Source organism: Streptomyces albiflavescens, from assembly GCF_014645835.1.
Taxonomy (GTDB): domain Bacteria; phylum Actinomycetota; class Actinomycetes; order Streptomycetales; family Streptomycetaceae; genus Streptomyces; species Streptomyces albiflavescens.
Map to the genome: position 1 here is coordinate 198401 of NZ_BMMM01000002.1, position 23104 is coordinate 221504.

The 23104-nt window shown below is 69.7% G+C and carries 27 protein-coding genes; 14 read left to right on the forward strand and 13 right to left on the reverse strand.

Translation table 11 applies throughout. The annotated features are described in order from the left end of the window. Positions 1-19: 19 nt before the first annotated feature. Positions 20-1069 carry a GlxA family transcriptional regulator gene (locus IEY95_RS05865; protein ID WP_189184800.1) on the forward strand — a complete coding sequence of 350 codons (1050 nt, stop codon included), beginning with the start codon at positions 20-22 and terminating at the stop codon, positions 1067-1069. Here IEY95_RS05865 and IEY95_RS05870 read toward each other — a convergent pair. Further along, on the reverse strand, positions 958-1503 hold the full coding sequence (locus tag IEY95_RS05870; protein ID WP_189184801.1) for a MarR family winged helix-turn-helix transcriptional regulator: 546 nt from the start codon (positions 1501-1503) through the stop codon (positions 958-960). The two genes, IEY95_RS05865 and IEY95_RS05870, sit on opposite strands and share 112 nt — an antisense overlap. 194 nt (positions 1504-1697) lie before the next feature. On the opposite strand from IEY95_RS05870, the gene IEY95_RS05875 reads away from it, so the two are divergent. Next, positions 1698-2081, forward strand: coding sequence for a tautomerase family protein (locus tag IEY95_RS05875; RefSeq protein WP_189184802.1), 384 nt, complete (start codon positions 1698-1700; stop codon positions 2079-2081). Positions 2082-2121: 40 nt separating this feature from the next. Here IEY95_RS05875 and IEY95_RS05880 read toward each other — a convergent pair whose 3' ends face one another. Both IEY95_RS05880 and IEY95_RS05885 read right to left on the reverse strand, forming a co-directional pair. Beyond that, positions 2122-2424, reverse strand: coding sequence for a hypothetical protein (locus IEY95_RS05880; protein WP_189184803.1), 303 nt, complete (start codon positions 2422-2424; stop codon positions 2122-2124). A 115-nt stretch (positions 2425-2539) separates the two neighbouring features. Further along, positions 2540-2857: a hypothetical protein gene (locus IEY95_RS05885; RefSeq protein WP_189185461.1), complete on the reverse strand. Its 318-nt coding sequence runs from the start codon at positions 2855-2857 to the stop codon at positions 2540-2542. Here IEY95_RS05885 and IEY95_RS05890 point away from each other — a divergent pair. The 4 genes from IEY95_RS05890 to IEY95_RS05905 all read left to right on the forward strand — a co-directional run bounded on the left by IEY95_RS05890 (position 2856) and on the right by IEY95_RS05905 (position 6336). Then, positions 2856-3269, forward strand: coding sequence for a DUF2267 domain-containing protein (locus tag IEY95_RS05890; protein WP_229702608.1), 414 nt, complete (start codon positions 2856-2858; stop codon positions 3267-3269). The two genes, IEY95_RS05885 and IEY95_RS05890, sit on opposite strands and share 2 nt — an antisense overlap. A 166-nt stretch (positions 3270-3435) precedes the next feature. Then, a complete protein-coding gene (locus IEY95_RS05895) occupies positions 3436-3891 on the forward strand; it encodes an alpha/beta fold hydrolase (protein ID WP_189184804.1) in 456 nt (151 codons plus the stop codon). A gap of 133 nt (positions 3892-4024) precedes the next feature. Continuing rightward, positions 4025-4720 (forward strand): hypothetical protein, encoded by a 696-nt coding sequence (locus tag IEY95_RS05900; protein ID WP_189184805.1) that lies wholly within the window; start codon positions 4025-4027, stop codon positions 4718-4720. Between the two features lie 206 nt (positions 4721-4926). Continuing rightward, positions 4927-6336 (forward strand): HNH endonuclease signature motif containing protein, encoded by a 1410-nt coding sequence (locus IEY95_RS05905; RefSeq protein WP_229702610.1) that lies wholly within the window; start codon positions 4927-4929, stop codon positions 6334-6336. Positions 6337-6549: 213 nt separating this feature from the next. Here IEY95_RS05905 and IEY95_RS05910 read toward each other — a convergent pair whose 3' ends face one another. Next, positions 6550-6768 (reverse strand): DUF397 domain-containing protein, encoded by a 219-nt coding sequence (locus tag IEY95_RS05910; RefSeq protein ID WP_189184807.1) that lies wholly within the window; start codon positions 6766-6768, stop codon positions 6550-6552. Next, complete coding sequence (locus tag IEY95_RS05915; protein ID WP_189184808.1) at positions 6765-7613, reverse strand: helix-turn-helix domain-containing protein; 849 nt, start codon at positions 7611-7613, stop codon at positions 6765-6767. The genes IEY95_RS05910 and IEY95_RS05915 overlap by 4 nt, the downstream gene beginning before the upstream one ends. A 230-nt stretch (positions 7614-7843) precedes the next feature. On the opposite strand from IEY95_RS05915, the gene IEY95_RS05920 reads away from it, so the two are divergent. Continuing rightward, positions 7844-8473: an ATP-binding protein gene (locus tag IEY95_RS05920; protein WP_189185402.1), complete on the forward strand. Its 630-nt coding sequence runs from the start codon at positions 7844-7846 to the stop codon at positions 8471-8473. 133 nt (positions 8474-8606) lie between these two features. Then, positions 8607-9542: a YDG/SRA domain-containing protein gene (locus tag IEY95_RS05925; protein ID WP_189184809.1), complete on the forward strand. Its 936-nt coding sequence runs from the start codon at positions 8607-8609 to the stop codon at positions 9540-9542. Positions 9543-9595: 53 nt separating this feature from the next. On the opposite strand, the gene IEY95_RS05930 is transcribed toward IEY95_RS05925, so the two are convergent. From IEY95_RS05930 to IEY95_RS05940, 3 genes are all read right to left on the reverse strand, one after another. Then, positions 9596-10615 carry an SEC-C domain-containing protein gene (locus IEY95_RS05930; RefSeq protein ID WP_189184810.1) on the reverse strand — a complete coding sequence of 340 codons (1020 nt, stop codon included), beginning with the start codon at positions 10613-10615 and terminating at the stop codon, positions 9596-9598. Between the two features lie 187 nt (positions 10616-10802). Beyond that, on the reverse strand, positions 10803-11240 hold the full coding sequence (locus IEY95_RS05935; RefSeq protein ID WP_189184811.1) for a DUF3592 domain-containing protein: 438 nt from the start codon (positions 11238-11240) through the stop codon (positions 10803-10805). A gap of 249 nt (positions 11241-11489) precedes the next feature. Next, the gene (locus tag IEY95_RS05940) at positions 11490-12965 is read right to left on the reverse strand and encodes a glycoside hydrolase (RefSeq protein ID WP_189184812.1); all 1476 of its coding nucleotides are present in this window, start codon (positions 12963-12965) and stop codon (positions 11490-11492) included. A gap of 258 nt (positions 12966-13223) precedes the next feature. Between IEY95_RS05940 and IEY95_RS05945 the strand changes: the two genes are divergently transcribed. Beyond that, complete coding sequence (locus IEY95_RS05945) at positions 13224-14036, forward strand: class E sortase (protein WP_189184813.1); 813 nt, start codon at positions 13224-13226, stop codon at positions 14034-14036. Between the two features lie 134 nt (positions 14037-14170). Here IEY95_RS05945 and IEY95_RS05950 read toward each other — a convergent pair whose 3' ends face one another. From IEY95_RS05950 to IEY95_RS05960, 3 genes are all read right to left on the reverse strand, one after another. Then, positions 14171-14608 (reverse strand): cupin domain-containing protein, encoded by a 438-nt coding sequence (locus IEY95_RS05950; protein ID WP_189184814.1) that lies wholly within the window; start codon positions 14606-14608, stop codon positions 14171-14173. 318 nt (positions 14609-14926) lie between these two features. Next, a complete protein-coding gene (locus tag IEY95_RS05955) occupies positions 14927-15523 on the reverse strand; it encodes a tetratricopeptide repeat protein (protein WP_189184815.1) in 597 nt (198 codons plus the stop codon). Between the two features lie 25 nt (positions 15524-15548). After that, a complete protein-coding gene (locus tag IEY95_RS05960) occupies positions 15549-16964 on the reverse strand; it encodes an MFS transporter (RefSeq protein ID WP_189184816.1) in 1416 nt (471 codons plus the stop codon). A gap of 114 nt (positions 16965-17078) precedes the next feature. Between IEY95_RS05960 and IEY95_RS05965 the strand changes: the two genes are divergently transcribed. The 4 genes from IEY95_RS05965 (at position 17079) to IEY95_RS05980 (ending at position 19983) form a co-directional block, all read left to right on the forward strand. Next, the gene (locus IEY95_RS05965; protein WP_189184817.1) at positions 17079-17606 is read left to right on the forward strand and encodes a winged helix-turn-helix transcriptional regulator; all 528 of its coding nucleotides are present in this window, start codon (positions 17079-17081) and stop codon (positions 17604-17606) included. Between the two features lie 168 nt (positions 17607-17774). Then, the gene (locus tag IEY95_RS05970; RefSeq protein WP_189184818.1) at positions 17775-18092 is read left to right on the forward strand and encodes a DUF6412 domain-containing protein; all 318 of its coding nucleotides are present in this window, start codon (positions 17775-17777) and stop codon (positions 18090-18092) included. Between the two features lie 111 nt (positions 18093-18203). Further along, positions 18204-18932, forward strand: a complete 729-nt coding sequence (locus IEY95_RS05975; protein WP_189185403.1) for a YidC/Oxa1 family membrane protein insertase — start codon at positions 18204-18206, stop codon at positions 18930-18932. A gap of 193 nt (positions 18933-19125) precedes the next feature. Further along, positions 19126-19983: a fumarylacetoacetate hydrolase family protein gene (locus IEY95_RS05980; RefSeq protein ID WP_189184819.1), complete on the forward strand. Its 858-nt coding sequence runs from the start codon at positions 19126-19128 to the stop codon at positions 19981-19983. A gap of 93 nt (positions 19984-20076) precedes the next feature. Here IEY95_RS05980 and IEY95_RS05985 read toward each other — a convergent pair whose 3' ends face one another. Both IEY95_RS05985 and IEY95_RS05990 read right to left on the reverse strand, forming a co-directional pair. After that, positions 20077-20541, reverse strand: coding sequence for a heme-degrading domain-containing protein (locus IEY95_RS05985; RefSeq protein ID WP_189184820.1), 465 nt, complete (start codon positions 20539-20541; stop codon positions 20077-20079). Beyond that, positions 20538-21653: a Gfo/Idh/MocA family oxidoreductase gene (locus IEY95_RS05990; protein WP_189184821.1), complete on the reverse strand. Its 1116-nt coding sequence runs from the start codon at positions 21651-21653 to the stop codon at positions 20538-20540. Before IEY95_RS05990 ends, IEY95_RS05985 begins: the two co-directional genes overlap by 4 nt. A gap of 207 nt (positions 21654-21860) precedes the next feature. Between IEY95_RS05990 and IEY95_RS05995 the strand changes: the two genes are divergently transcribed. Continuing rightward, positions 21861-23024 carry an ROK family transcriptional regulator gene (locus tag IEY95_RS05995; RefSeq protein WP_189185404.1) on the forward strand — a complete coding sequence of 388 codons (1164 nt, stop codon included), beginning with the start codon at positions 21861-21863 and terminating at the stop codon, positions 23022-23024. Positions 23025-23104 lie beyond the last annotated feature (80 nt).

Sequence of the window (23104 nt, forward strand, 5' to 3'; positions counted from 1 at the left end):
GTACCCCTACCCTCTAGCCATGCACACCGTGGCCGTACTGGCGCTCGACCAGGTCATCCCGTTCGACCTCTCCGCCCCGATCGACACCTTCGGCTGGGCCCGGCTGCCGGACGGCCGGGCGGCCTACCGGATCCGGGTCTGTTCGGTCACGGCGGACGAGGAGGTGAGCGCGGGCCCGTTCACGGTGCGCGCGCCGTACGGTCTGGAGGCGCTGGCGGAGGCGGACACGATCGTCCTGCCCGGCGTCGCCGACCCCACTGTCCCGCTCCCGCCAGGCGTGGCGGAGGCGCTGCGCGCGGCGGCCGCGAACGGCACCCGGATCGCCTCGATCTGCGTCGGCGCCTTCGTCTTCGCCGCCACCGGCCTGCTGGACGGGCTACGCGCGACCACCCACTGGATCGCGGCCCAGGACCTGGCGGCCAGGTACCCGGCCGTGACCGTCGACCCGAACGTCCTCTACGTCGACAACGGCCAGTTCCTGACCTCGGCGGGCGCGGCCGCGGCCCTCGACATGTGCCTGCACATGATCCGTATGGACCACGGCTCCGCCGTCGCCGCGCATGCCGCCCGGATGTCCGTCATGCCGCTCGAACGGGAAGGCGGCCAGGCCCAGTTCATCGTCCACGACCAGCCGCCGGTACCGGCCGGCACCACGATGGAGCCCCTCCTCGCCTGGCTGGAGGAGAACGCGGGCCACGACCTGACCCTGGAGGACATCGCCGCCCACGCCGGCATGAGTACCCGTACCCTCAACCGCCGCTTCCGCGAACAGACCGGCACGACGCCTCTCCAGTGGCTGCACCGGGCGCGGGTGCGACGGGCCCAGTACCTCCTGGAGACGACCACGTATCCCGTCGAACGCATCGCGGTCCAGGCGGGGTTCGGCTCGCCGACGGCCTTCCGGGAACGGTTCAAGCGGGTGGTGGGAACGAGTCCGAACGCGTATCGGCGGGCGTTTCAGGGGGCGGGCTCGGCGCCGGGGCCGAGGTCGGGGTCGGTGTCCGCGTCCGGCCCCGTGGCGGTGTCCGCGTCCGGGGTTGTCTCCGTGTCCGCCGCCGCGGCCTCGTAGGCGCGCAGAGTGTCGATGACCAGTTGGCGCTGATCCGGAGTCAGCGGTTCCAGCGCGCGGCGCCAGGCGGTGGCGCCACGCGACAACCACGTGGTGATGGACGGCCGTTGGGCGTCGGTGATGCTGACGATGCGTCGCCGCCGGTCGGCCGGGTCCTCCTGCCGCTCCAGGATGCCCTTCCCGCTCAGCTCGCCGACCATGAGGCTGACGGTCGTCGGCGCGACCTCCAGACGGGTGGCCAGGTCGTTGACGGTCATGGGCCCGTCGAAGAGCAGATACGACAGCAGCGAGAGGTGCCGCGGAGCCAACGCCAGGGACTGGAGTTCCTCGGGCACCGGGATGCGCTTGGCCCGGCCGACCATGCGGGGCATGAGGAGCAGCAGCGCACGTACGGCGTCGTCGACGCCCGGCTCGGAGCGACCCTCGGTTGACATCGGCCACCCCTCCAAATAGCTTTGCGACTAAAGATGCTTTGCATCTAAAGGTGAATCGACCACTTGTCTCTGTGTGATCACTTATCTACGTGATCGCTTGTCTCTGTGTGATCACTTGTCTGTCCGTGATCAATTGTCTGTCTGTGATCACTTGTCTCTGTGTCACGACTGCCGCGACCGAACGGAGATCCACCATGCCGCACTTGACCGTCCAGATCCGCGAGGAGACGCTCGACGGTTCGATCGAGTCGAAGCTCATCCGCGCCCTGACCGACGCGGTGGCCGCCGTGGTCGGCGATTGGGCACGCGCGGTCGCCGTCGTCGAACTGTTCGGCGTCCCGGAGCACCGCTGGGGCACCGGAGGCATACCCGGCGAGGCGCCCGCGCCGGTCATCACCCTCGTCATGCGAGAAGGCGGACTGACCCATCCGCAGATCCCCGACGCGCCCGCCCGCCTGATCAAGTCCCTCACGGAGGCGGCGGTCACGGTCCTCGGCGAGGCCGTGCGGAAGCAGGTGACCGTGCTGATCGCCGGGGTTCCGGCGGGGCGGTCGGGGGTCGGGGGCGACGTCGTCTGAACGGGCGCCGCCGCCGACCCGGCTGCGGCGTGGGCCGGGCTCAGGCCCGGCGGTCGGCCACGGCCCACGAGGCGAGGGCCACGGCCCCGGCGACGCCGAACACGGCGGGCCAGGCGCCCACCTTCTTGGCCAGCGGATGAGACCCGGCGAAGGCGGCGACGTACGCGGCGGTCAGTGCCCCGGCGGCCTTCCCGCCCGCCTGTCGCTTCCACTGCTGTGCGGCCGTGGCTCCGGCGGCGGCGAGCACGACCCCGCCGAGCTGCCGCTTCTTGGTCCAGCGGGCCACGCCGTATCCGCCGATGAGCCCACTCGCGGCCACCGCCGCGGCCGGTACCTTCGCCATTGCTGCCTCCCGCTGCTGCGTCTGTCGAACGAACCGAGGCTAACTCGTGCGTGTTCGCCGTTGGACGCCCGCCCGCCTTGCGGCTCTCCGACCCCTGTCCCGCGTGAACGCAACGCTATACGCGGGTACACCCGATATGTACGGGTACTCGCTTCGCGGGGCCGGGGTCGGAGCCCCGCCCGGAGGGCGAAGCGAGTGAGCACCGGAAGGCGAGGAGAGCCCGAACGATGAGCCTCTTGAGCACCGCGAGAACGACGAGCGAGACGGGCCGTACGAGCGCGACGGCCACCACGACCGCGATGGACCCGGCGTCCACCACGACAGCGGCGGCCACTGCGGGTACCGCGGACACTATGGCTGCGGCGGCCACTGCGGGTGCCGCGAACCCCATGGTCACGGCGGCCACTGTGGGTGCCGCGAACACTGCGGCCATGCCCCCGACCCGTATGACATGGACCGAACTGGTCGACTCCGTAAGGGAATCCGGCCAGTACGCCACCAGGGCGGAGGCGGAGAGCGTCACCCGTATCGTGCTGTCCGCCTTCGGCGGCCATGTGGTCGGCGACGAACGCGTCGATCTGGCCCGCCGACTCCCCGTCGAGGCGGCCCGCCTCGTCGCCTCCCAGATCCCCGTCTCCCGACAACTGACCGCCGCGCAGTTCGTCGAGAGCGTCGCCTTCCGCGTCCTGGGCGCCACCCCGGCCACGGCCCGCTGGGACGTCAGCTCGGTGCTGAGCGTCCTGCCCCGAGCCGTCGGCGACGACCTGGTGGACCGCATCCTGAAGCAACTCCCGCCCGGCTACGCCCTGTTGTTCGGCCGAGCACAACTCACCCCGGCGGCTTGAGGGCACGCCCGACACATCCGACACATCCAGCACGTTCTACACGTCCAGCACGTTCTACACGTCCGACACGTTCTGCACGTCCTACACATCCGGAAAGCTCATCCTCCCAGCACGTACGGCGGCCGCCTGTTCCGCGCGATCAGGCGGCCGCCGTACGTCCGTCTCCGTGACCGGTGAGGCCGCACTCATCCTGATCGAGGCCGGACCGGCGGGCGAGAACCCCGCGCTTCCCTCCGAGACAGTGGCCTGGCTGGACAGCTGGCCCACCCCTTTCAAGTCGCCTGCCGCCGCAGCGGACTTCTTCGGCCACGAGGCCTGGGCGAGAGGCCTGGAAGAACGCGCGGACGGCTGGTACCCCCGAGTGGACCGCGACACGATGGTCTCCGCGGTGGCTGAACTGGCCACCCACTCCTACTGGTTCGACTGGGGCAGAATCCGCTGCCCCACCCTCGTCGTCCGAGGTGTCGACGGAACCATGCCGGAGCCGGAGGTCACGGAAATGCAATCCTGCCGCCCTGGCACAACAGCAGTCCAAGTGATCCCCGACGCCTCCCACGACGTCCACTTGGACCGGCCGACCCACCTGCATGCCACAGTGACCGCCTTCCTGAAGCACATCTGAGCGGACGAATGGCCGCCGCCGAACGCGAGGGTGGGGGGCAGACCGGCGCCTGCTCGCGGTCTTCGCCCTGTGCGACCCGAGCTTGGAGGACCCTCGGGCGGGACTGTCAGTGACACCCGCTTGGATGGGGCCCATGACCGCTCACGATGTCGCCCAGGCGCTCCCCGATATTGATTCCCTGAGAGATCTCTGCCGCTCGATGGCCATGGCGGAGGCGATACTCAACCCCGATGGCGAGCGCTACCACTCGTACAACGCCAAGTGGTCGGAAACCGAGGAACTGGCCTCGATGAGCAACGGATCCGGCGACGAGTACGACATCGTCTTCGCCCCCATCGGCGCATACCTCCGCGGCTTCGACCACGAGTCCCCCCTGAGCCCGTACCACCACGACGACGTGCCCACCCCATGGCCGGGCGTCCTGGACTCCGTACCCGAGCCCTTCCAGTGCTACGTCGACGAGCCCGACTTCACGGACGAGGACGGAACGCCCGTGGTGACGGTGTGCGTGTGGCGCGAGGCCGACGCCCGGTCCTGGAGTGCCGGCCGGATCGCCTTCCCCGAAGGACACCCGGACCCCGACGGCTCGGACTGGCTGTTCGAGCTGCTCCTCACCCCGACGCCGGAGGCCTTCCAGGAGTTCGCCGAGGACTACTACGAGACGACGGTCGACATCGAGGCCGTACGCCACCTGTACGACCTGCGACCACTGGACCGGGCACAGATCGCCAGGCTCAACCCCTCGGCGTCCGTCGAGGAAGTCGCTGAGGCCGCTGCGGTGATCGGCTATCCGATGGCCGAGGACCTGGTGTCGGACCCGGCGGCCTGACGTAGTGGGGTCGTAGAACCAAGCCGGGGTCTGCATGAGGGCAACCGAACTGGTAGACAAATTCGCCCACTCGAAGCCCGCGAGTAATGAGGTGGCCTGGCATTATTACGCTGCGTGAGGGATAATGACGGGAGAGTCAACTCATCCGCTGGGGAGGGAGAGTTGCTGCGTCGCCGGACGCCTGCTGGGGGGTGAGTGCGTTGGCCGTGACCACTGTGGAGTCGGAGTACGAGCCGGCCGTCCTGGAAGCAGGATGTGCGGAGGCCCCGGCCGCGTCGCCGCGGCAGGTGGCGGGGCCTCTGGATACGTGGGCTGCGCTGCTGCGAGACCGGTCGCCGTCGGCCGAGACCGCCGCCGCCCTGGACGCCCTGGACTGCGAGCAGTTGTCGCCGCGCGGGCGGATCGATGCCCTGGCGGTGCTGGAGCGGCACATGTCATGGCTGCAGGCCAAGCAGGTCGAGTTACTGGCCGCGATCGCAGCTCACACCGACACCCCTGAGCTTTCCGCCGAAGAACCCTCCTCGGGAGAGGAGTTCGACGAGCGGATGCTGGCGACGTGGGACTGCGCCGCGGAGGAGGTGGCCTGCGCCCTACGCCTGGCCAATGCCACGGCGGGTCAACGCCTGGCCACCGCCACCCTTCTCCACACTCGTCATCGGGCAACCCTCGGCCTGCTGGCGGGCGGCCAGATCTCCTACCCGCAGGCGAGGGCATTGGCCGACCAGTGCAGGGTCCTGTCGGACGAGGCGGCGGGACAGGTCGAGTCGGTGATGGTGGCCAAGATGCCGTCGCAGTCGGCCGGGCAGACCATGGCGGCAGTGCGCCACCACATCCACCGGGTAGACCCGGAGGGAGCCGAGCAGCGGCACGCACAGCGAGTCCGGGAGCGGAGGACGCTCTCCTACCCGCAAGAGGATGGGATGGCCTTGTTCGGCGCCATCCTGCCCGCCCAGCAGACCGCCATGATGGAACAGGCCGTGGACACCCACGCCGCGACGTACGTCGACGACGGCCGCACCTTGGATCAGAAGCGAGCGGACGCCCTCTACGACCTGGTCGTCAACCAGCCGCGGCCGGCCGCCGCATCAGGCACGGCAGGCTCCCCGGCGGGACGAGGCGCAGCGGTGGTGCAGGTGACGGTCCCCTTCGACATCCTCCTGGGTGCCGACGAGGGGCCGGCGGACCTGAAGGGCTACGGCCCGATCACCGCCACGCAGGCGCGCGAGATCGCCTTCGCCCCGGGCACGATCTGGCGCCGCCTGCTCACCCGGCCGGAAACAGGCCTGCTCATCAAGTCGGACCCGACGACCTACAGGCCGACGGCGGACACGGCTCGCCAGGTGATGGCCCGCGACCGGTACTGCGCGTTCCCGTCCTGCCGCATGCCGGCCCACCGTTGCGACCTGGACCACATCTCCCCCTTCAACCACACCCACCCAAAACACGGCGGCCAGACAACCCCGGACAACCTCCAGCCCCTGTGCCGCCGCCACCACCGCCTGAAAACCCACCACCCAGGCTGGAAGGTCACGCGCGACCCCCACACCGGCACCACGACCTGGACTGCACCCACTGGCCACACCTACACCAACACCCCACCGGTGTACCGCGAGTAAGCCCACGCGCGCCCATGCGAACAGCACCGGGTTATCCCGCTCGCCCACCGACGTCAAGCCGCCAAGCTGAAACTCGGCGCGCGCCGAGACGCGTCCGCGTCCCCACCGGCTGCCCGCAGCCGCTGAGCCGACCCAGCGAGCGCGCCGCCGAGAGGACCAGCGCCCACGAGCTCCGGCCGACAGCCGAGCCCGCCCGAGGGCGCACCTACCCAGTCACACTGTCGCCGGAGCGTCGCTCCCCAAGGCCTGTATGAAGGACCACCAGACGCCTGCGCGGAAGGCGACGACAGGCCCACAGGGCCGCTTGGAATCACGCACGAGGGCGCCGTCCACGCTGTGGGCGCACTCGACACACTCGCCGCCTGCGCCGTTGCTGTAGGAGGACTTGAACCAGGGAGAGACGCGGAGGGAAGCGGACTGCTCAGCGTTCATGTCGCGTATTCCTTCAGGGCGGACTCGATCAGTCGGATGGAGCGCTGAGGGCTCAACGCCGCTGCTCGCAAGCCGTCGAAGGCCCTCGTGTACTCACGCACATGATGAGCCCCTTCCAGATAGACGGCATCGGTGATGCCGTCCCGATACACGATGTCCGGATCCTCCTGGTCGGGGAAGCCGAGCATGGTGAACGATCCTGTGACCGGGCAGGTGCCGGAGTCGAAGGGGAGCACCTGCAGGGTGACGCTTGGCAACTCCACTGATTCCAAGATGCGTTCGAGCTGCTCCCGCATCAGGGGTCGATCTCCGACGACTTTGCGGAGGGCACCCTCGCTCACGACGAACCAGGCATCCGGAGCTCCAGGGCGCGTCAGCATGGCCTGGCGCTCCATGCGTACACGTACAGCACGCTCAATGTCTTCGGCAGGCAGGTGCGCGCCCGTCTTGTGGAGCTCAGAGGCGTACGCCGGGGTCTGCATCAGGCCGGGCAGCAGTTCGCACTGGTACTGGCGGAACGTCGAGGCGTCCTGCTCCAAGCCGATGTAGATGTTGAACCACTCAGGAACACCCGCGCCGTGAACCTGCCACCAACCGCGCGTCTTGGCTTGCCGGGCCAACGACTTGAGAAACTCGCGCAACTCGTCACTGGTGCCGTAGAACCGGCACAGTGCGTCGATGTCGGACGGCTGAATCCTGCCGCTTCCGGTCTCCATCCGGTTGACCTTGGAGCCGCTCCAGTCCAAAGCCTCGCCGACCTGAGCGCAGGTGAGGGCGCTTTTCTCGCGGAGCTTCTTCAGCTCGATCGAGAGGCGACGACGGCGTGCCGTTGGCGAACCGGCCATCCCAACCTTCTTCCTTGTAACGGGAGTTCAGTCTCACGCCAAGACGTGTGCTTGCCAATCACTCGGAAGTGGGAATCCCGCCGTGCACATTGCACGGCGGGATGCGCGGGCGCCATCCTAGCGAGCGACGCCACTCAGCGTGAGCGTGTGTAACGCTCCGCTGATCAGGTGGGGCTCAGGTAGAGAGGTGCCGACCGGTGAGAGGGGTCTCGGTGATTCAGCCGGCGTGTATGCCACGGAAGCCGTGGGACTTGGCCTTTACGGCAGAACCGGAGGAAGTAGCCGCCCTGCGCCGCATCATGCGGCTGCATCTCGGCCTCTGGGGTCTGCACGACTCCATCGACACGGCCCAACTCTGCGTCAGCGAAATGGTCTCCAACGTGATCGCGCATGTGGGCCCCGGCACACCAACCACCCTCGCCGTCTCGATAAACGGCACCTATCTGCGCATCGAGGTCCACGACCCCGACACCCGGGCTCTTCCGGCACTCCTGGATGCAGGCGTCGAGGCCGAGGGGGGACGAGGTATGGCACTTGTCGATGCCATTGCCGATCGATGGGGTGTGCAATTGAGTGCCGATCGGAAGGTGACGTGGTGTGAGCTGGCTACCTGCCTCCCCTCGGTGAGGGGGCAGGGGGAGGGTGCTCGTCTGATGCGAGTAGAGGCGATGCTCGGCCTGTATGGAGAGGTCAAGCTGCCGCGTGTGACGAGCTTCAGCCCGTTAAGCGTGGCTGTCGCGGAGGAAGCTGTGATCGACGTGATCACTGACCTACTTCATTGGCTGAGGGCGTATGGCCGCGACGCTGACGAAGCTCTGGACAAGGCTCAGATGCGCTTCGAAGCGGACGGGTGTGGGTGAGGTCGCGTTCTGTATGCACTCATGTTGATACGTAGGCGCGCGATCCGGCCGTGGTCCGATTATTTTCAGCCATTGGGGACGTGGCTGAAGCGAGAGTGATTGTCGTTGATCGTTCGGTCGGCAGCATGTGTGCATGAGTGCATACGAGGTCGTCATCGGGCATGTGAAGGGCATCGTGCCGGGGGAGCTCTTCGGTTCGCGGATGGCGGTGAAGCGAGCCGGGCTCACCAAGGAGCAGCAAGCGGGGATCTCTTGGGGGTTGGACGCGGAAGGCGTGCCCCTTGCTGACGCGATCGTGCTCAATAAGGGATATGAGGATGATCGTGATGGATGGGGCGAAGTTCTCTATACGGGTGCAGGTGGGCGTGATGAGTCGACCCGTCGGCAGGTCGAAGATCAGAGTTGGGAGAATCCGGGGAACGCCGGATTGGTGCGCAGTCACACCTTGGGGCACCCGGTACGCGTGATTCGCGGCTATAGGGGAGAGCCGAGCTATTCGCCGACCAGCGGATACCGCTACGACGGGCTGTATCGGATAGCTCGGCACTGGCAGGAAAAGGGCATATCGGGATTTCAGATATGCCGGTTCGAGCTGCAGAGGCTCGCGGATGATCGGCAAGAGCTGACCCCGCTCGAGGAGCAGATCCACGATGTGATCGAGGGTCAGCCTCCGAGGAAGGCGAGCACGGTCGAACGCATCGTTCGCGATACGGCGGTCATTCGTCGGGTGAAGCGGTGGCACGGCTATCGCTGTCAGGTGTGTCGTCTTGCCCTGGCGATAGGTCCGGATGACGCCAACTACGCCGAGGGTGCCCACATTCAGGCGCTGGGGAAGCAGGGTAATGGACCCGATGTGGACGGGAATGTCCTATGCCTCTGTCCTAACTGCCATATTCGGTTGGACCGTGGGGCTATCTACCTGACGGATGCATTGGACGTGATCGACAGGTTCGGGTCAGAAGCAGCCCCACGGATGACCAAGCTGGCAACGGTGCCTGAACATCGCATACAGCAGAAGTTCGTCCGGGCTCACCGACGGTTTTGGAACATTGACAGGGTGGACGTCTAGCTCACTGGCAGCGATGACCGGTGCTTAGTCCCGGCTAGCACGTCGGCTGCCGGTCATTCGGCATTCCCCCCGTGGCACTCCGCGTATGTCCGGCCCGACCCGCACCAACACATGGCCCCCTTCTGCGGCGGCCAAGCCACCGCCCGCCCCCGGGCCGCCAAGGTCGTCGCGTACTGCGGTAGCAGCGTCGCGTCCGACGGTGACGATGCCTCCGAGGCGGCGAAGGCCTCGTACGACGGGACCGTGCCCGTGACGATGCCCAGGTTCGGGGTGCCGGAGGCCGCCAGCTCCCGTAGTGACGCCTCTATGGTCGCCAGGTGGTCATCGTGGGACGGGTACTCCGAGGACAGGGGCGCGTACGCCGTCAGGAGCTCTGCCAGTTCGTCGGCCGGCCAGTGGAGGACCGCCACTGGGAACGGGCGGGAGAGGGCCTCCCGGTACGCCCCGAGTTCCGCTCGGAGGCGGCTGATCTCCGCCTCCAGCTCCGCCGGGTTGTCCGAGCCGAGGGACCAGACCCGCTTGGGGTCGTGGAGTTCGTCCAGGGAGACCGGGGACGAGTGGAGGGTGTCGGCCAGGGTGTCCCAGTCGTCGTGGGTCGCGCCCAGCATCCTGCGTACCCGATGGCGGCCGAAGAGTACGGGGAGGGTGGAGTACGGGGGCTCCGGGACGTCCGCCAGCAGCAGGGTGGCGGCCTGCGTGAACGTCTCCTGCGCCGCCTCCAGCTCGTCGTGGTTCTCCAGCGCCTCCGCGACGATCACCCAGGGGGCGGGGTCGCGCGGCGCCGCGGCACGGACACCGTCGATGATCGCGCGTGCTTCCGCCTCGTGGCCGTACTCCCAGAGGTTCGACGCCTTCAGGGCGCGGACCAGGTGGGGGCTCTCGAGCGGGGTGGAGGAGGACAGCAGGCTGTCGTAGAGCGACGTGGCGCCGGGGCGGTCGCCGGACAGTTCGAGGTGGGCCGCGGCCTGCAGGAGCAGGTGTTCGGCATCCTCGGGGTAGAGGCCGGCAATCCGCTCCAGGCGTGCTGCTTCGGCGTTGTGGTCGACGTTCTCGGCAGGCGTGTCGGGGCGCATGGGGGACACCGTACTGCCGTTGACGTACCAGGGAGAGATAGCTGCAGGCCAGAGGGCAGGATCATGCCGCTGCCCGGCCTCCCGGCCTCCCGGCCTCCCGGCCTCCCGGCCTCCCGGCCTCCCGGCCTCCCGGCCTCCCGGCCTCATCAGTACCGGTATTCCTCCGGCAGCGGCGTCGCGATCCGGATCAGTACCGGTATCCCTCCGGCAGCAGTGTCGCGATCCGGATCAGTACCGCCGTCAGCGCGCCCGCCCACAGCAGGACGCCGAGCCATGCGCCGAGCACCGCCGAGCGGTAGCGGTCCGGGGCGTCCAGGGTCACCGAGTCCGGGGAGCCCGGCGTGCACAGGAGGCGGACGCGGCTGCCCTCGGGCAGGGCGTGGGCGCCGATCGTGTCGGGGACCGCGCGTTCGTGCTCCACCCCGTCGTCGCCGGTCCAGCGGACGACGGGGTGGAGGGTGGCGTACGTCGCCTCGCGGGAGGCTATGTGACCGGTGACCGTGCCCTCCACGCGGCGGGCGGTGCGGCGCAGGACGTGTTCGGTGACGGCGACCATGCCCTGTTGGCCGGTCACCGCCACGCCTGCGAGGAAGGGGATCAGGGCCAGCAGCCAGTACGCACTCATGGCCAGGGAGTTTATGGGGGTGGGGAGTTGGGGGCACAGCGTGCCCGGGATGTGGCGTCTCCGGGCCGGGCCTTTCCCCTCTATAGAGCCCTCGCGCAGGGCCCGTCGCACAGGGGCCCCTCCCACAGGGGTCCTCGCGCAGGGCCCCCTCCCACAGGGCCCCCTCCCACAGGGGTCCTCGCGCAGGGCCCGTCGCACAGGGGTCCTCGCCCAGGGGTCCGTCGCACAGGGCTCCTCACATAGGGCCCCTCACACCACCACCCCGTCCACCTGCAACGTCTGCACCGCCCCCGCCGCGAACGGCACGGCGACCGACTTCCCGCTCAGGTAGGTGTCGGAGTGCGCCGTGTACCGGTCACCCGTGCCCGACGTCAGCGTGTTCCAGCGCGGGACCAGGCCGCCCGTGCCGCCCGTCACCGTCGAGAAGCGGGAGAGGTCGAACGTCAGGGTCTGGGAGGACGTCGCCTTGTTCACTGCCACCATCACCAGGCGTTTCGCCGTCGCGTCGTACGCGCCCACCGCGTAGTCCACGCCCACGTCGACGATCGTCATCCCGGGGCGGATGTGGCGGGTGAATTGCGCCATGACGTAATACTTCGTCTGGACCGCGCCGGCTGTCAGCGTGCTCGCGTCGTACGCGATCGTCGCCCAGCCCGAGGACGGGTCCATGACCTGCCAGTAGACCCAGGCGGTCGGGTGCAGCCAGCGGAAGTCCAGGAGGAGGTTGCTCGCCATGGTGAGGCCGGTGCCGTCGCTGTCGCCGTACTCGGAGTTCCACAGGCCCTTGCCCGCCGTGGTCACCACGTCCGTGTAGAGAAGGTCGCGGCGGCCGCCCGAACCCTGGTAGCCGTGTACGTTGACGCGGTTCACCAGCGCCTTCGTCGACGTCCCGAACGAACTCCACGTCGTACGGGCCAGGTCGTAGCTCGTCTCGTCCGATGCCGAGATCTTCGTGCCCGTCAGGCCTCGTTTGTCCAACTCGCTGCGCAGGTACGGGAGTACGGCCGCCTGGACCGACGCGTCCATGTGGCAGCCCTCCTGGGTTCCGGTGGCGGTCCACCAGCTGGAGGACGGTTCGTTGAAGGCCTCGACCGTGGAGAAGTTCACGCCCCAGTTCGTCTTCGCGTAGAGGGCGACCGCCGCCAGGTGGGAGGCGTGCTGGCGGTAGTTCCAGGACTGGAGGTTGTTGCCGCCGCCGGATGCGCCCGAGGGGTTGTGGTTCAGGCACATCCACCACATGGGGGAGTTGGCGAACAGTTCGCTCGTCGCGCCGCGTGACGTCGCCTTCAGCAGCATGGCCCGCTGGGTGGCGTCGGCCGTCCACTTCCAGGCCGAGGAGGTCGGGTCCTCGTTGTTCCAGTCCTGCCAGTAGCCCTCGATCTGCTTGAAGGAGGGGATGTTGGCGGAGGCGACCATCGATTCGCCGTTCACGCTGTTCCAGCTGCACGCGCCCAGGTTGTAGCGGGCGATGTTGAGGCCCAGGCCGGGGAGCGACGTGCCGTTGTACGTCGTCGACTTGGTGGTGAAGAAGATGTCCGCGAAGTCGTCCCGGGCGCCGAACACGTTGGCCCACCAGGCAAGCGAAGTGCCCCAGCCCTCCCATTTCCCGTATGTCGTGGTGGGGTTGACGGCGATCGTCGCGTCCGCGCGGGCGGTGCCCGTCGCCAGGGCGCCGCCGAGGACCGTGCCGCCCGCCGCGGCCAGCAGTGTTCTGCGTCGGATCATGGCTTCTCCGTCCCGCTCGACTGCCGGTCGTCCCATCGGCGCCGGCTCGTTCGGCCGATGCCCTCCCGAGGCATCGGTAGGAAGCATCGGGTGTGGCGTGTGAGGTTGTCGAGGGTTGTGACAGCCCTTTCTAAAACCGGTGTATGAAGTGCTCTCTGGCTTGCGAGGCTGTCAGGAGGCGTACAGGGCTGGTGACTTGGAGGAGCACCGCTTATCGTGCGGGCCCGGCGAGGAGGCGTACCGGAAGGAGGCGTACGGATGCCGGCTCCCGCGGTCGTCCATCACGGCACCCGGCGGCGGCGTGCCGCGTACGCGCGCGTGTTCTGGGCCGGCGGCGAGCTCGCCGTCACCCTCGGAGTCGTCCTCCTGCTCCTCGTCGTCCATCAGCTGTGGTGGACCAACCGGGAGGCCCAGCACAACGCCCAGCGCAAGGTGCAGGCGCTGGAGCGGGAGTGGGGGAGTCCGTCGTCGACGGGAGACGTGAACGGCGCGGAGGGTGCCGGGAGTTCCGACGGCTCGGGTGCCGCGGGCGGATCCGGCGGTCGCGGAACACCGAACTCGGCCGGCGCGCGAGGCGCTGACACCGGCGCCGGCAACGGCGCCCGGTCGGGGCCCCGTTGGTCCCAGGCCTACGCCATCCTCACCATCCCCCGCCTCTCCCTCCGTGTCCCCGTCGCCGAGGGCGTCAGCAAGCCGAACGTTCTCAACAAGGGGTATGTCGGCCACTACAAGGGCACCCAACAGCCGGGCCAGGCAGGGAACTTCGCGCTCGCCGGGCACCGGAACACCCACGGCGAACCGTTCCGGTACATCAACCGGCTGAAGCGCGGCGACACGATCACGGTCGAGACGAAGACCGCGCTCTACACGTACGTCGTCGACAAGGCCCTTCCGCAGACCTCGGCGCGGGACAGCGGGGTCATCCGCAGTGTGCCGCGCAGCACCGAGCGGCCGTCGTACGGGTACAGCGAGCCCGGGTACTACATCACCCTCACCACCTGCACTCCCGAGTACACGTCCAAGTACCGGATGGCGGTGTGGGGGAAGCTGCGGTCCATGCGGCCTCGGTAGACCCGTGGGCCTTATGGGTTCTTATGGCCTCTCATGAGCTCTCATGGGCTCTCATGGGGCCTTATGGGGTCTCGCGGAGCCTCGTGCTGTATCAGGCGGTGTTCCGGACTCCGCACTCTTGTCGATCTCGCGGGTCAGCCTTCGGAGGGACGCGGGGCGCGCAGGTGCGCCCGTTCCTTCAGCTCCTCCTCGTCGACCAACGTGAGCATCGGCTGACCCGGCGCGCACACCATGGTCACCACGAACTTGGTCGATGCGTCCGACAGGGCGTTGCCGTCCTGGTAGTGGATCACGTCACCGCCTGGCTCCCAGAACGTTCCACCGGCCTCGACCACACGCTCCGGCTCACCCTCGAGCTCGAACCGGAGCGCGCCCTCCATCACGTAGCCGAACGACGGGCCCGAGTGGCGATGCGGAGGGAGCCCGGGGTGACCGGGAGGCCACTCGACGAGGATGGTCATTCCCGAACCACCTTCGGGAAAGAAGGGCGGAGTGACTTCCTGCAGCAACTTGACTTCGGGCGGCAAGGAGACCTCGGGGGCGCTCCCGTGCTCTGGGTTCTTCGCTGACATGTACCACACCTCCGTAAGCCCGCCCGGAATGGACGATCTTGCGTCGGCCACCGCATTCCGGACCGGTATTCCGACCCACTCGTTCGGCGGCGACCGAGTTCGCCGGTTCCCGGCTCACACCACTCGCTTCATGATGAGGACAAGCCGCAGCCCGCATCCGTGACAGGCCGTGTGCCTTCTGCCTCGCCCAAACGGTCTCGACACCACCCTGCCTCGCGTCGGCGGCCGCCACAATCCGGGAGCCAGCGGCATCGAGACCGCGTCGCGCCATGTCATCGGCGGGCATCTCTCGTCGCGCCATGTCATCGGCGGGCATCTCTAGAGACGTGGCGGACCCGGCGGGGTCACCGCCGGTCCCCTCCCCTGCGCGTGCAGCAGCGCGGCCAGTTCGTACTGCGCCACCACGTCGCCCGCCTCGGCGTGCGTGCGGTACAGCGCCTCCGCCTCGGCGTAACGGCCCAGCGTCACCAGGCACCGGCCGAGGTCCCGCCAGCAGAAGCGGTGCCCGAGCTCGACCGCGAGGCGGTACCACTCCACGGCGCCCGCCGGGTCGCCGTCCCGCCGCTTCCAGTAGCCCAGTTGACCGGCGGCCCGTGCGCTGCCAGCCCGTGCCATCCCGGCCACCAGGTCCTCGGCCTCGGCCACCCGCCCCGACGCCCAGCGACGCATCTCCTGCGCCATCGTGACCAGCCAGTCCGGGTCCTGACGCACCTCGGCCTCGCGGCGCAGCCAGTGCTCGGCCTCGGCCTCGTACAGGGAGTCCTTGTACGCGAGTCCGCTCGCGCTCCAGGCCAGCTTGCGTACCGCTTCCGCGTGACCGGCCTCGGCCAGGGGAACCAGCCAACGTTTCGCCTCCTCGCGGCGTCCTTGCCGCAACAGGTCGCTGCCGAGTTCGTACCGGGCCGAGGTGTCCATGATCAGAACTTTGGAGTCGCGGGTGTCAGCTCCGCTCCCGAAGCACCAGCACGCTCACCGCCGCCACCGCCGCGAGTCCCGCCGACACGGCGATCGCGATGTCCCAGCCGTGGCCGATCCCGCCGGAGGAGGTCACCAGCGCGATCGTGAGGGCGACCCCGGCGCAGGAACCGATGTAGCGGAACGTCTGCTGCGCGCCCGAGCCCATCGCGGCGCGGGTCGCGGGGACGGACTCGACGGCGAGGTGCGGAAGGGAGGCGTTGAGGAGGCCGCTGCCCACGCCGGAGACGATGAAGCCGGGGAGCAGCCGCGTCCAGGAACCGGCGTCGAGCGCGCCGAGCATCGTCAGGACGCCGACCGCGTGCAGCGCGAAGCCCAGTGCGAGCTGGTGGCGTGGTGAGACCCGGCGCGCGAGGCGCCGCGCCTGCAGGGCGACCGCGAAGGACAGTCCGGACCAGAGCAGGACCAGCCACGCCGTTTCCAGCGCCGACAGGCCGAGCGTCCGCTGGATCAGCGCCGGCAGGAAGCTGAACACGCCGATCACCGCGAGGCCCGTGAACAGCCCGCCCGCGGACGAGGCGAGGAAGCGGCGGTGCCGGAACAGACCGAGGTCGATCATGGGCGTACGGCTACGGCTCTCGATGGCGACGAACACGGCCATCAGGACGAGGAACGCCGCCAGCAGCAGGCCCACCGGGGCGCGCAGCCAGCCGTCGCGGCCCAGGGTGAGCGCGGCCACCAGAGCCATCAGCGCCAGGCCGAAGGTCAGGGCTCCCGCCAGGTCGGGGCGGCCGTCCCGGGGTGCGCGGGACTCCGTGAGAGCGCGGGTCCCCAGCGCGGCGACCATCAACGCGGCCGCGCCCAGCACCGCGTACGCCAGCCGCCAGTTCCACTCGGCCAGCCCGCCCGCGAGCAGCGGGCCCACCGCGATGCCGCCGCTGACGAAGGCGCCCCAGACGCCGGTCGCGTGCAGCCGCCCGCGCGCGGTCGGGTAGGCGTGGACGATCAGCCCCAGGCTGCTCGCGAGGAGCGCCGCGCTCGCCGCGCCCTGTGCGATGCGGGCCAGGGTGAACAGCCAGGTCGAGTTCGCGAGGGCGCCCAGCGCCGTGGTGATGCCGAGCGCGATCGTGCCGGCCAGGAAGATCCGGCGGCGGCCGTAGTCGTCGGCGAGGCTGCCGGCGACCAGGAGCAGCGCGGCCAGGCCCAGCGGGGTGCCGTTGAGCAGCCAGGCCTGGGCGGAGACCGAGGTGTGCAGCGCGGTGGCGGTGTCGGGGAGCGTGACCAGCGGCGCGGTGTACGTCATCAGGGCCACGGCGGTGGCGGCGCTGGTGATGGCGAGGGTGGGGGCCGCGCGAGGTATGGCCTGCGTCGACGCGGGGGTGGCCGGCGCGGCAGGTGTCGGGTGCGTGGTGGTGTCGGCGGTCGGGTCGAGCCGGGTCATGGCCTGCCCCTTCGGAGCTAGTGAGTTCGTTCAATGAACCTTCGTGGGGTTCGACCGTAGCATCCTAGGTTCGTTCACTGAACCAAGATGTCGAAAAGTGGCTACAGTGGGGTCATGGCTCTGGGCAAGGACTACGCGACGCAGGAGTGCTCGATCGCCCGCGCGCTCGAAATCGTCGGCGAGCGGTGGACGCTCCTCGTCGTACGCGACGCGCTCTACGGCGTACGGCGCTACAACGACTTCCTCGTCCACCTCGGCATCCCGCGCGCCGTCCTCGCGGCCCGCCTCCAGCTGCTCACGACCGAGGGCATCCTCGAAAAGCGCCGCTACCAGGAGTCGCCGCCGCGCGACGAGTACGTCGTCACCGACCGCGGCATCGCGCTCTGGCCGACCCTGCGCTCGCTCGGGCTGTGGGGCCGCGAGCACTTCAGCGAGACCCAGCTGCGCGCCTTCCGGCACGCGGCCTGCGGCACGGAGCTAGGCCCGTACGGCGAATGTCCCGCCTGCGGAACCGTCGTACCCCTCCCGGACGTCGAAATGGTGCCGGGACCGGGACTCGATCCGGACCCGACGAATCCGGTCAGCCGGGCACTGCTCAAGCCGAAGCGGATGTTGGAGCCGATCGAGACGGTTCCTGTATGACGGCCGGCAGGGCAAGCTGATGTGGCCGGCCGGTATGGGCAAGCCGGTATGAGACCGGTAGGGGTAAGCCGGTATGAGACCGGTAGGGGCAAGCCGGTATGAGACCGGTAGGGGTAAGCCGGTATGAGACCGGTAGGGGTAAGCCGGTATGAGAAGGGGGAGCAGCCGATGATCCGGAGCTGGGCGAACATGCGCCCCGCCGCCGCGCTGCTGCTTCTGCTGCTCGAAGTCGCGCTGCTCGACACCGGCAGCCTCTCCGCCGCCGTCGCCGTGGCCATCGCCGCGACTGCCGGAGCCGGCTCCGCGCTCGCCGTCTGCACCCTCATCGGCTCGCGCTGCGCGCCCGCCGTCCCCCGTACGCGGGTTCGGACCGCCATCCGCGACCGTGAGCACCGTACGGCCTTCCTGCCCCAACGTGATCCCGACGCCGCGGGGCGTACGCGCCCCCGGGCGCCGGGGCGTGCCCTCCTGACGGCCGCCGCGTAGGGAAACCACCACTGAGGGACCCCGCGCGGGTCGTCATGCCGAATTGCGGTTTCCGCATTCCTTCACCCCGGCACGACGAGACCCCCGGAGGGCTCACCCATGTCCACGTTCATGTCCGCTTTCGCGAGCCTGGTCGAGCAGCTCGCCGACCTGCTCCAGCCCCTGTTCCACGCCTCGGCGGCGGCCGCCGCGATCGTCCTGTTCACCGCGCTCGTACGACTTCTCGTGCATCCCCTGTCGAGGGTGGCGGCGCGCGGTCAGCAGGAGCGCGCCAAGCTCCAGCCGAGGGTCGCGGAGCTGCGCAAGAAGCACGCGAAGGATCCCGAGAAGCTGCAGAAGGCGGTGCTGGCGCTGCACGCTGAGGAGAAGGTGTCGCCGCTGTCCGGGTGCCTGCCGAGCCTGTTCCAGATGCCGGCGTTCTTCCTCCTCTATCACCTGTTCTCCAGCTCGGCGATCGGCGGCGAGGCCAACGCCCTGCTCGACCACAAGCTGTTCGCCGCGCCGCTCGGCGACCGGTGGGCGGACGCGCTGGCGAATGGGGGAGCGTTCGGGGCGTCGGGGCTCGTCTACCTCGGGCTGTTCGTCCTCGTCGCCGCGGTCGCGACCTTCAACTACCGTCGTACGAAGCGGATGATGGCCGCCTCCGCTCCGGTGGCCGACGGTGATCAGCAGGTGCCCGGGCTCGCCTCGGTCAACAAGATCATGCCGTTCATGTCCTTCTTCACGCTCTTCACCGTGGCGGTGGTACCGCTGGCCGCCGCGCTGTATGTGGTGACCAGCACGACGTGGAGTGCGGTGGAGCGGGCGGTGCTGTACTCCGGGCCCGCTCAAACGGCCTGAGTGGTCCGGGCCCGCTCAAACGGGCTGAGTGGTCCGGGCCTGTTCAGACGGGCTGAGTGGTCCGGGCCTCGGGTGGTTACGGTCCAGTCCGTGAACGGGGTATTGCGGACTGGACGGCAAGCTTGGAGGATCGACCAGTCCTCCGATGGCTGCACCCATCGGTCGACTGCCGCGATCGAGGGAGATTGTGATCATGAAGCTGCTGCGAGTCGGTACGGCGGGGTCGGAGCGGCCCGCGCTGCTCGACGCCGAGGGGACCCTTCGGGATCTGTCGGGCGTCGTCCCGGACATCGACGGGGCGCTGCTCGCCGACGACGCGGCGCTCGGCCGGATCCGTTCCGCCGCCGAGGCCCGTGAGCTGCCCGCGCTGGACGCGGCCGGGCTGCGCGTCGGGCCGCCGCTCGCCCGCATCGGCAAGGTCGTGTGCATCGGGCTGAACTACCACGACCACGCCCGTGAGACCGGCGCCGAGCCGCCCGCCGAGCCGGTGATCTTCTTCAAGGCGGCGGACACGGTGGTCGGCCCGAACGACACGGTGCTCGTGCCGCGCGGGTCGGTGAAGACCGACTGGGAGGTCGAGCTGGCGGTCGTCATCGGACGTACCGCCCGTTATCTGGAGTCCGGCGAGGAGGCGCTCGCGCACGTCGCCGGGTACGCGGTGGCGCACGATGTCTCCGAGCGCGAGTTCCAGATCGAGCGCGGCGGCACCTGGGACAAGGGCAAGAACTGCGAGACGTTCAATCCGCTCGGGCCGTGGCTGGTGACGGCGGACGAGGTCCCGGAACCGCAGAACCTGGCGCTGAAGCTCTGGGTCAACGGTGAGCTGAAGCAGGACGGGACGACCGCCGAGCAGATCTTCCCGGTGGCGGAAGTGGTGCGGTACGTCAGCCAGTTCATGACTTTGTACCCCGGCGACGTCATCAACACCGGTACGCCGGCGGGGGTCGCGCTCGGGCAGCCCGAGCCGAAGCCGTACCTGCGGGCGGGGGACGTGGTCGAGCTGGAGATCGAGGGGCTCGGCCGTCAGCGCCAGGAATTGAAGGACGCCTAGGCGCTCCGCCGGGTGGGGCGGGGGGACTGCGGTGCTTCGTTCGCAGCGGTCCGTTGTGGCTGATCGCGCAGTTCCCCGCGCCCCTGACAGGCCCTAGCCGGCGGTGAAGAGTTCCAGGGCCTCCACCACCATGCTGTGGTCCTCCAGTTGAGGCAGGCCCGACACCACCACCGTGCCGATCACTCCCGCGCCCTCGACCGTGATCGGGAACGCGCCGCCGTGTGCCGCGTACACGTCGGGGTCGAGGCGCGAGGACTCCTCGAACGTCGTGCCCTTGGCGCGGAAGCGGGAGCCGACCAGGAGTGACGAGCTGCCGTAGCGCTCGACGACACGGCGCTTGCGGTCGATCCAGGCGTCGTTGTCCGGGGTCGAGCCCGGCAGTGCCGCGTGGAAGAGCTGCTGGCCGCCGCGGCGGATGTCGATGGCGACGGGGGCGTGACGGTCCCGGGCCAGCTCGACGAGGAGTGTGCCGAGGGTCCAGGCGTCGTCGTACGTGAAGCGGGGGAGCGTCAAGCGGCGCTCCTGCTCCTCGAGTTCGGGGATCTGCGGCGCGTTCACAGGGACACCACCACTCCCTCGCGGGCGGAGCGCCGGGCCGCCTCCAGGACGTCGAGGGCGGCTGCCGCCTCCAGCACGGTCACCGGGTTCTCGCCCTTGCCCTGGAGTGCTGCGGCGATCGCCGCGTAGTACGCGGGGTACGCGCCGGGGAGCGTGGGCTCGGGTCGGCCACCACCCGTGAGCGGGGATTCTCCCCCAGAGCTGAACGCCTGGGTGGAGACCCCAGCGCCGACGCGGCCCCACAGGGACTCGGGCTCGACACCCCACTCGGCCGGCGTGCCGGGCCGCTTGCCCTCGCGCAGGTCCGCCTCCTGCGGGTCGAGGCCGTACTTCACATAGCCGGCCTGCGAGCCCAGGACCCGGAAGCGCGGGCCGAGTTGGGCGGTGGTCGCGGAGACGTAGAGGTGGGAGCGCACCCCGCTCGCGTGCGTGATCGCGATGAAGGTGTCGTCGTCGGCCTGCGCGCCCGGGCGGCGGATGTCCGACTCGGCGTACACCGAGGTCGCGGGGCCGAACAGGACCAGTGCCTGGTCGACGACGTGGCTGCCGAGGTCGTAGAGGAGACCTCCGATCTCTGCCGGGTCGCCGGACTCGCGCCAGCCCCCCTTGGGCTGCGGGCGCCAGCGCTCGAAGCGGGACTCGAAGCGCCAGATGTCGCCCAACTCGCCCTCGGCGAGCAGCTTGCGGACGGTCAGGAAGTCGTTGTCCCAGCGGCGGTTCTGGAAGACCGAGAGGAGGAGGCCGCGTTCATCGGCCAGGGCGGCCAGCTCACGGGCCTCCGCGGCCGTACCGGCGATGGGCTTGTCGACCACGACCGGGAGGCCCGCCTTGAGGGCGGCCGTCGCGATCGGGACGTGGGTCTTGTTCGGGGACGCGATGACGATCAGGTCCAGTTCGTCGGCGCGCGCCCACAGCTCGTCGGGCGTGGCGGCGAACCGGAGGCCGTCACCGAACTCGGCGCGGGCCTGCTCCTGCCGCTCCGGGCTGGACGTGACGACCGTGTCGAGGGTCATCCCCTCGGTCGCGGCGATCAGCGGGGCGTGGAAGACGGAGCCCGCGAGGCCGTAGCCGACGAGGCCCACACGGAGGGGGGTATCAGTCATGCCTGTCATGGTGCCCACTTTCGCAACGCTGTTGCCAAAGTGCAAGCGCGGGGGACAATGGGGGACGTGAACAGGAGCGATGCGGGCGATGGGGACGCTGTGGGGTCGGGTGTGGGGGTGCCGGAGGTGCGTCGGCAGCAGGGGCGGGAGAGTGGCCCCGGCGTGGCGGCGGGGACCGGCGTGCCGACCGGAGCGAGCACGTCGGCGGGAGCGGGCGTGGCGGCAGGAGCGGCCTCGTCCGGCTTGCGGGGCCGGCATGCGGAGGCCGGACCCGGAGTGAATCTGCTCGCCCTGCGCAGTCACAACGCCGCGCTCGTGCTGGATCTGCTGCGTACGGCCGGGCCGTCCGGGATCAGCCGGCTCGAACTCGCCGAGCGGACCGGGCTGACCCCGCAGGCCGTCAGCAAGATCACCGCCCGGCTGCGGGCGGACGGCCTCGCGGCCGAGGCGGGGCGGCGCGCCTCCACCGGCGGCAAACCCCGTACGGTGCTGAGGCTCGTCCCCGAGGCCGGGCACGCGGTCGGGCTGCACCTCGACCGGGACGAGCTGACGGCGGTGCTCTGCGATCTCACGGGGGCCGTGGTGGACGAACGGAGGGCCCCGCTGGATCTGGGGGCCGGGGCGGAGGCGGTCGTCGAGGGGGCGGCGGGCGAGGTGGAGGCCCTGACCGCGGGGTCGTCGGTGCTCGGGGTGGGGGTTGCGCTGCCGGGGCCTCTCGATCATGTGCGGGGGGTTTTGCACCGGGTCACCGGGTTTCCCGAGTGGGACGGCTTCCCTTTGCGCGATGCGTTGGTGGGGCGGTTGGGGACGCCGGTGGTCGTGGACAAGGACACGAACGCCGCCGCGTTGGGGGTCGCGGTGCGGGGTGGCGCCCCAGGGGACGCTGGGGCCGGCGGGGTCGCCGAGGCCGTCGGAGGGTCCTTCGCGTATCTGCATCTGGGTACGGGGCTGGGGGCCGGGCTTGTCATCGGTGGGGGTGTGCATCGGGGAGCCCGTACCGGGGCGGGGGAGTTCGGGCATCAGGTCATTCAGCTGGACGGGCCGGTGTGTGGGTGCGGCAACCGCGGGTGCGTCGAGGTGTTGTGTCTGGAGGCGGTGAGGCGGGGGGCCGTGGATGAGGCGGCGCGCGTGCTGGGCGCGGGCGCGGCGAATCTGGTGGGCCTGCTGGACATCGATCTCGTACTGCTGGGCGGGCGCACTGTCGCGGCCCATCAGGAGGCCTTTGTACGGGGGGTCGGGGCTGTGCTGGAGGAGCGGGCTCGGCGGGAGGGGGTGGATGTGGCGGTGCCCGTGCGGGTGGCTCCCGGCGGGGCGCGGGGTGTCGCGGAGGGGGCGGCGCAGTTGTTGTTGGCGCCGTTGTTCGGGCGGGGGGAGGGCTGACGGTGGCTGGGGTGGCTGGGGCGGTGCGGGGCGCTGGACGAGGAGAGCTTCAGGGCCGAACGAGGGTTGCGGTGGGCGTG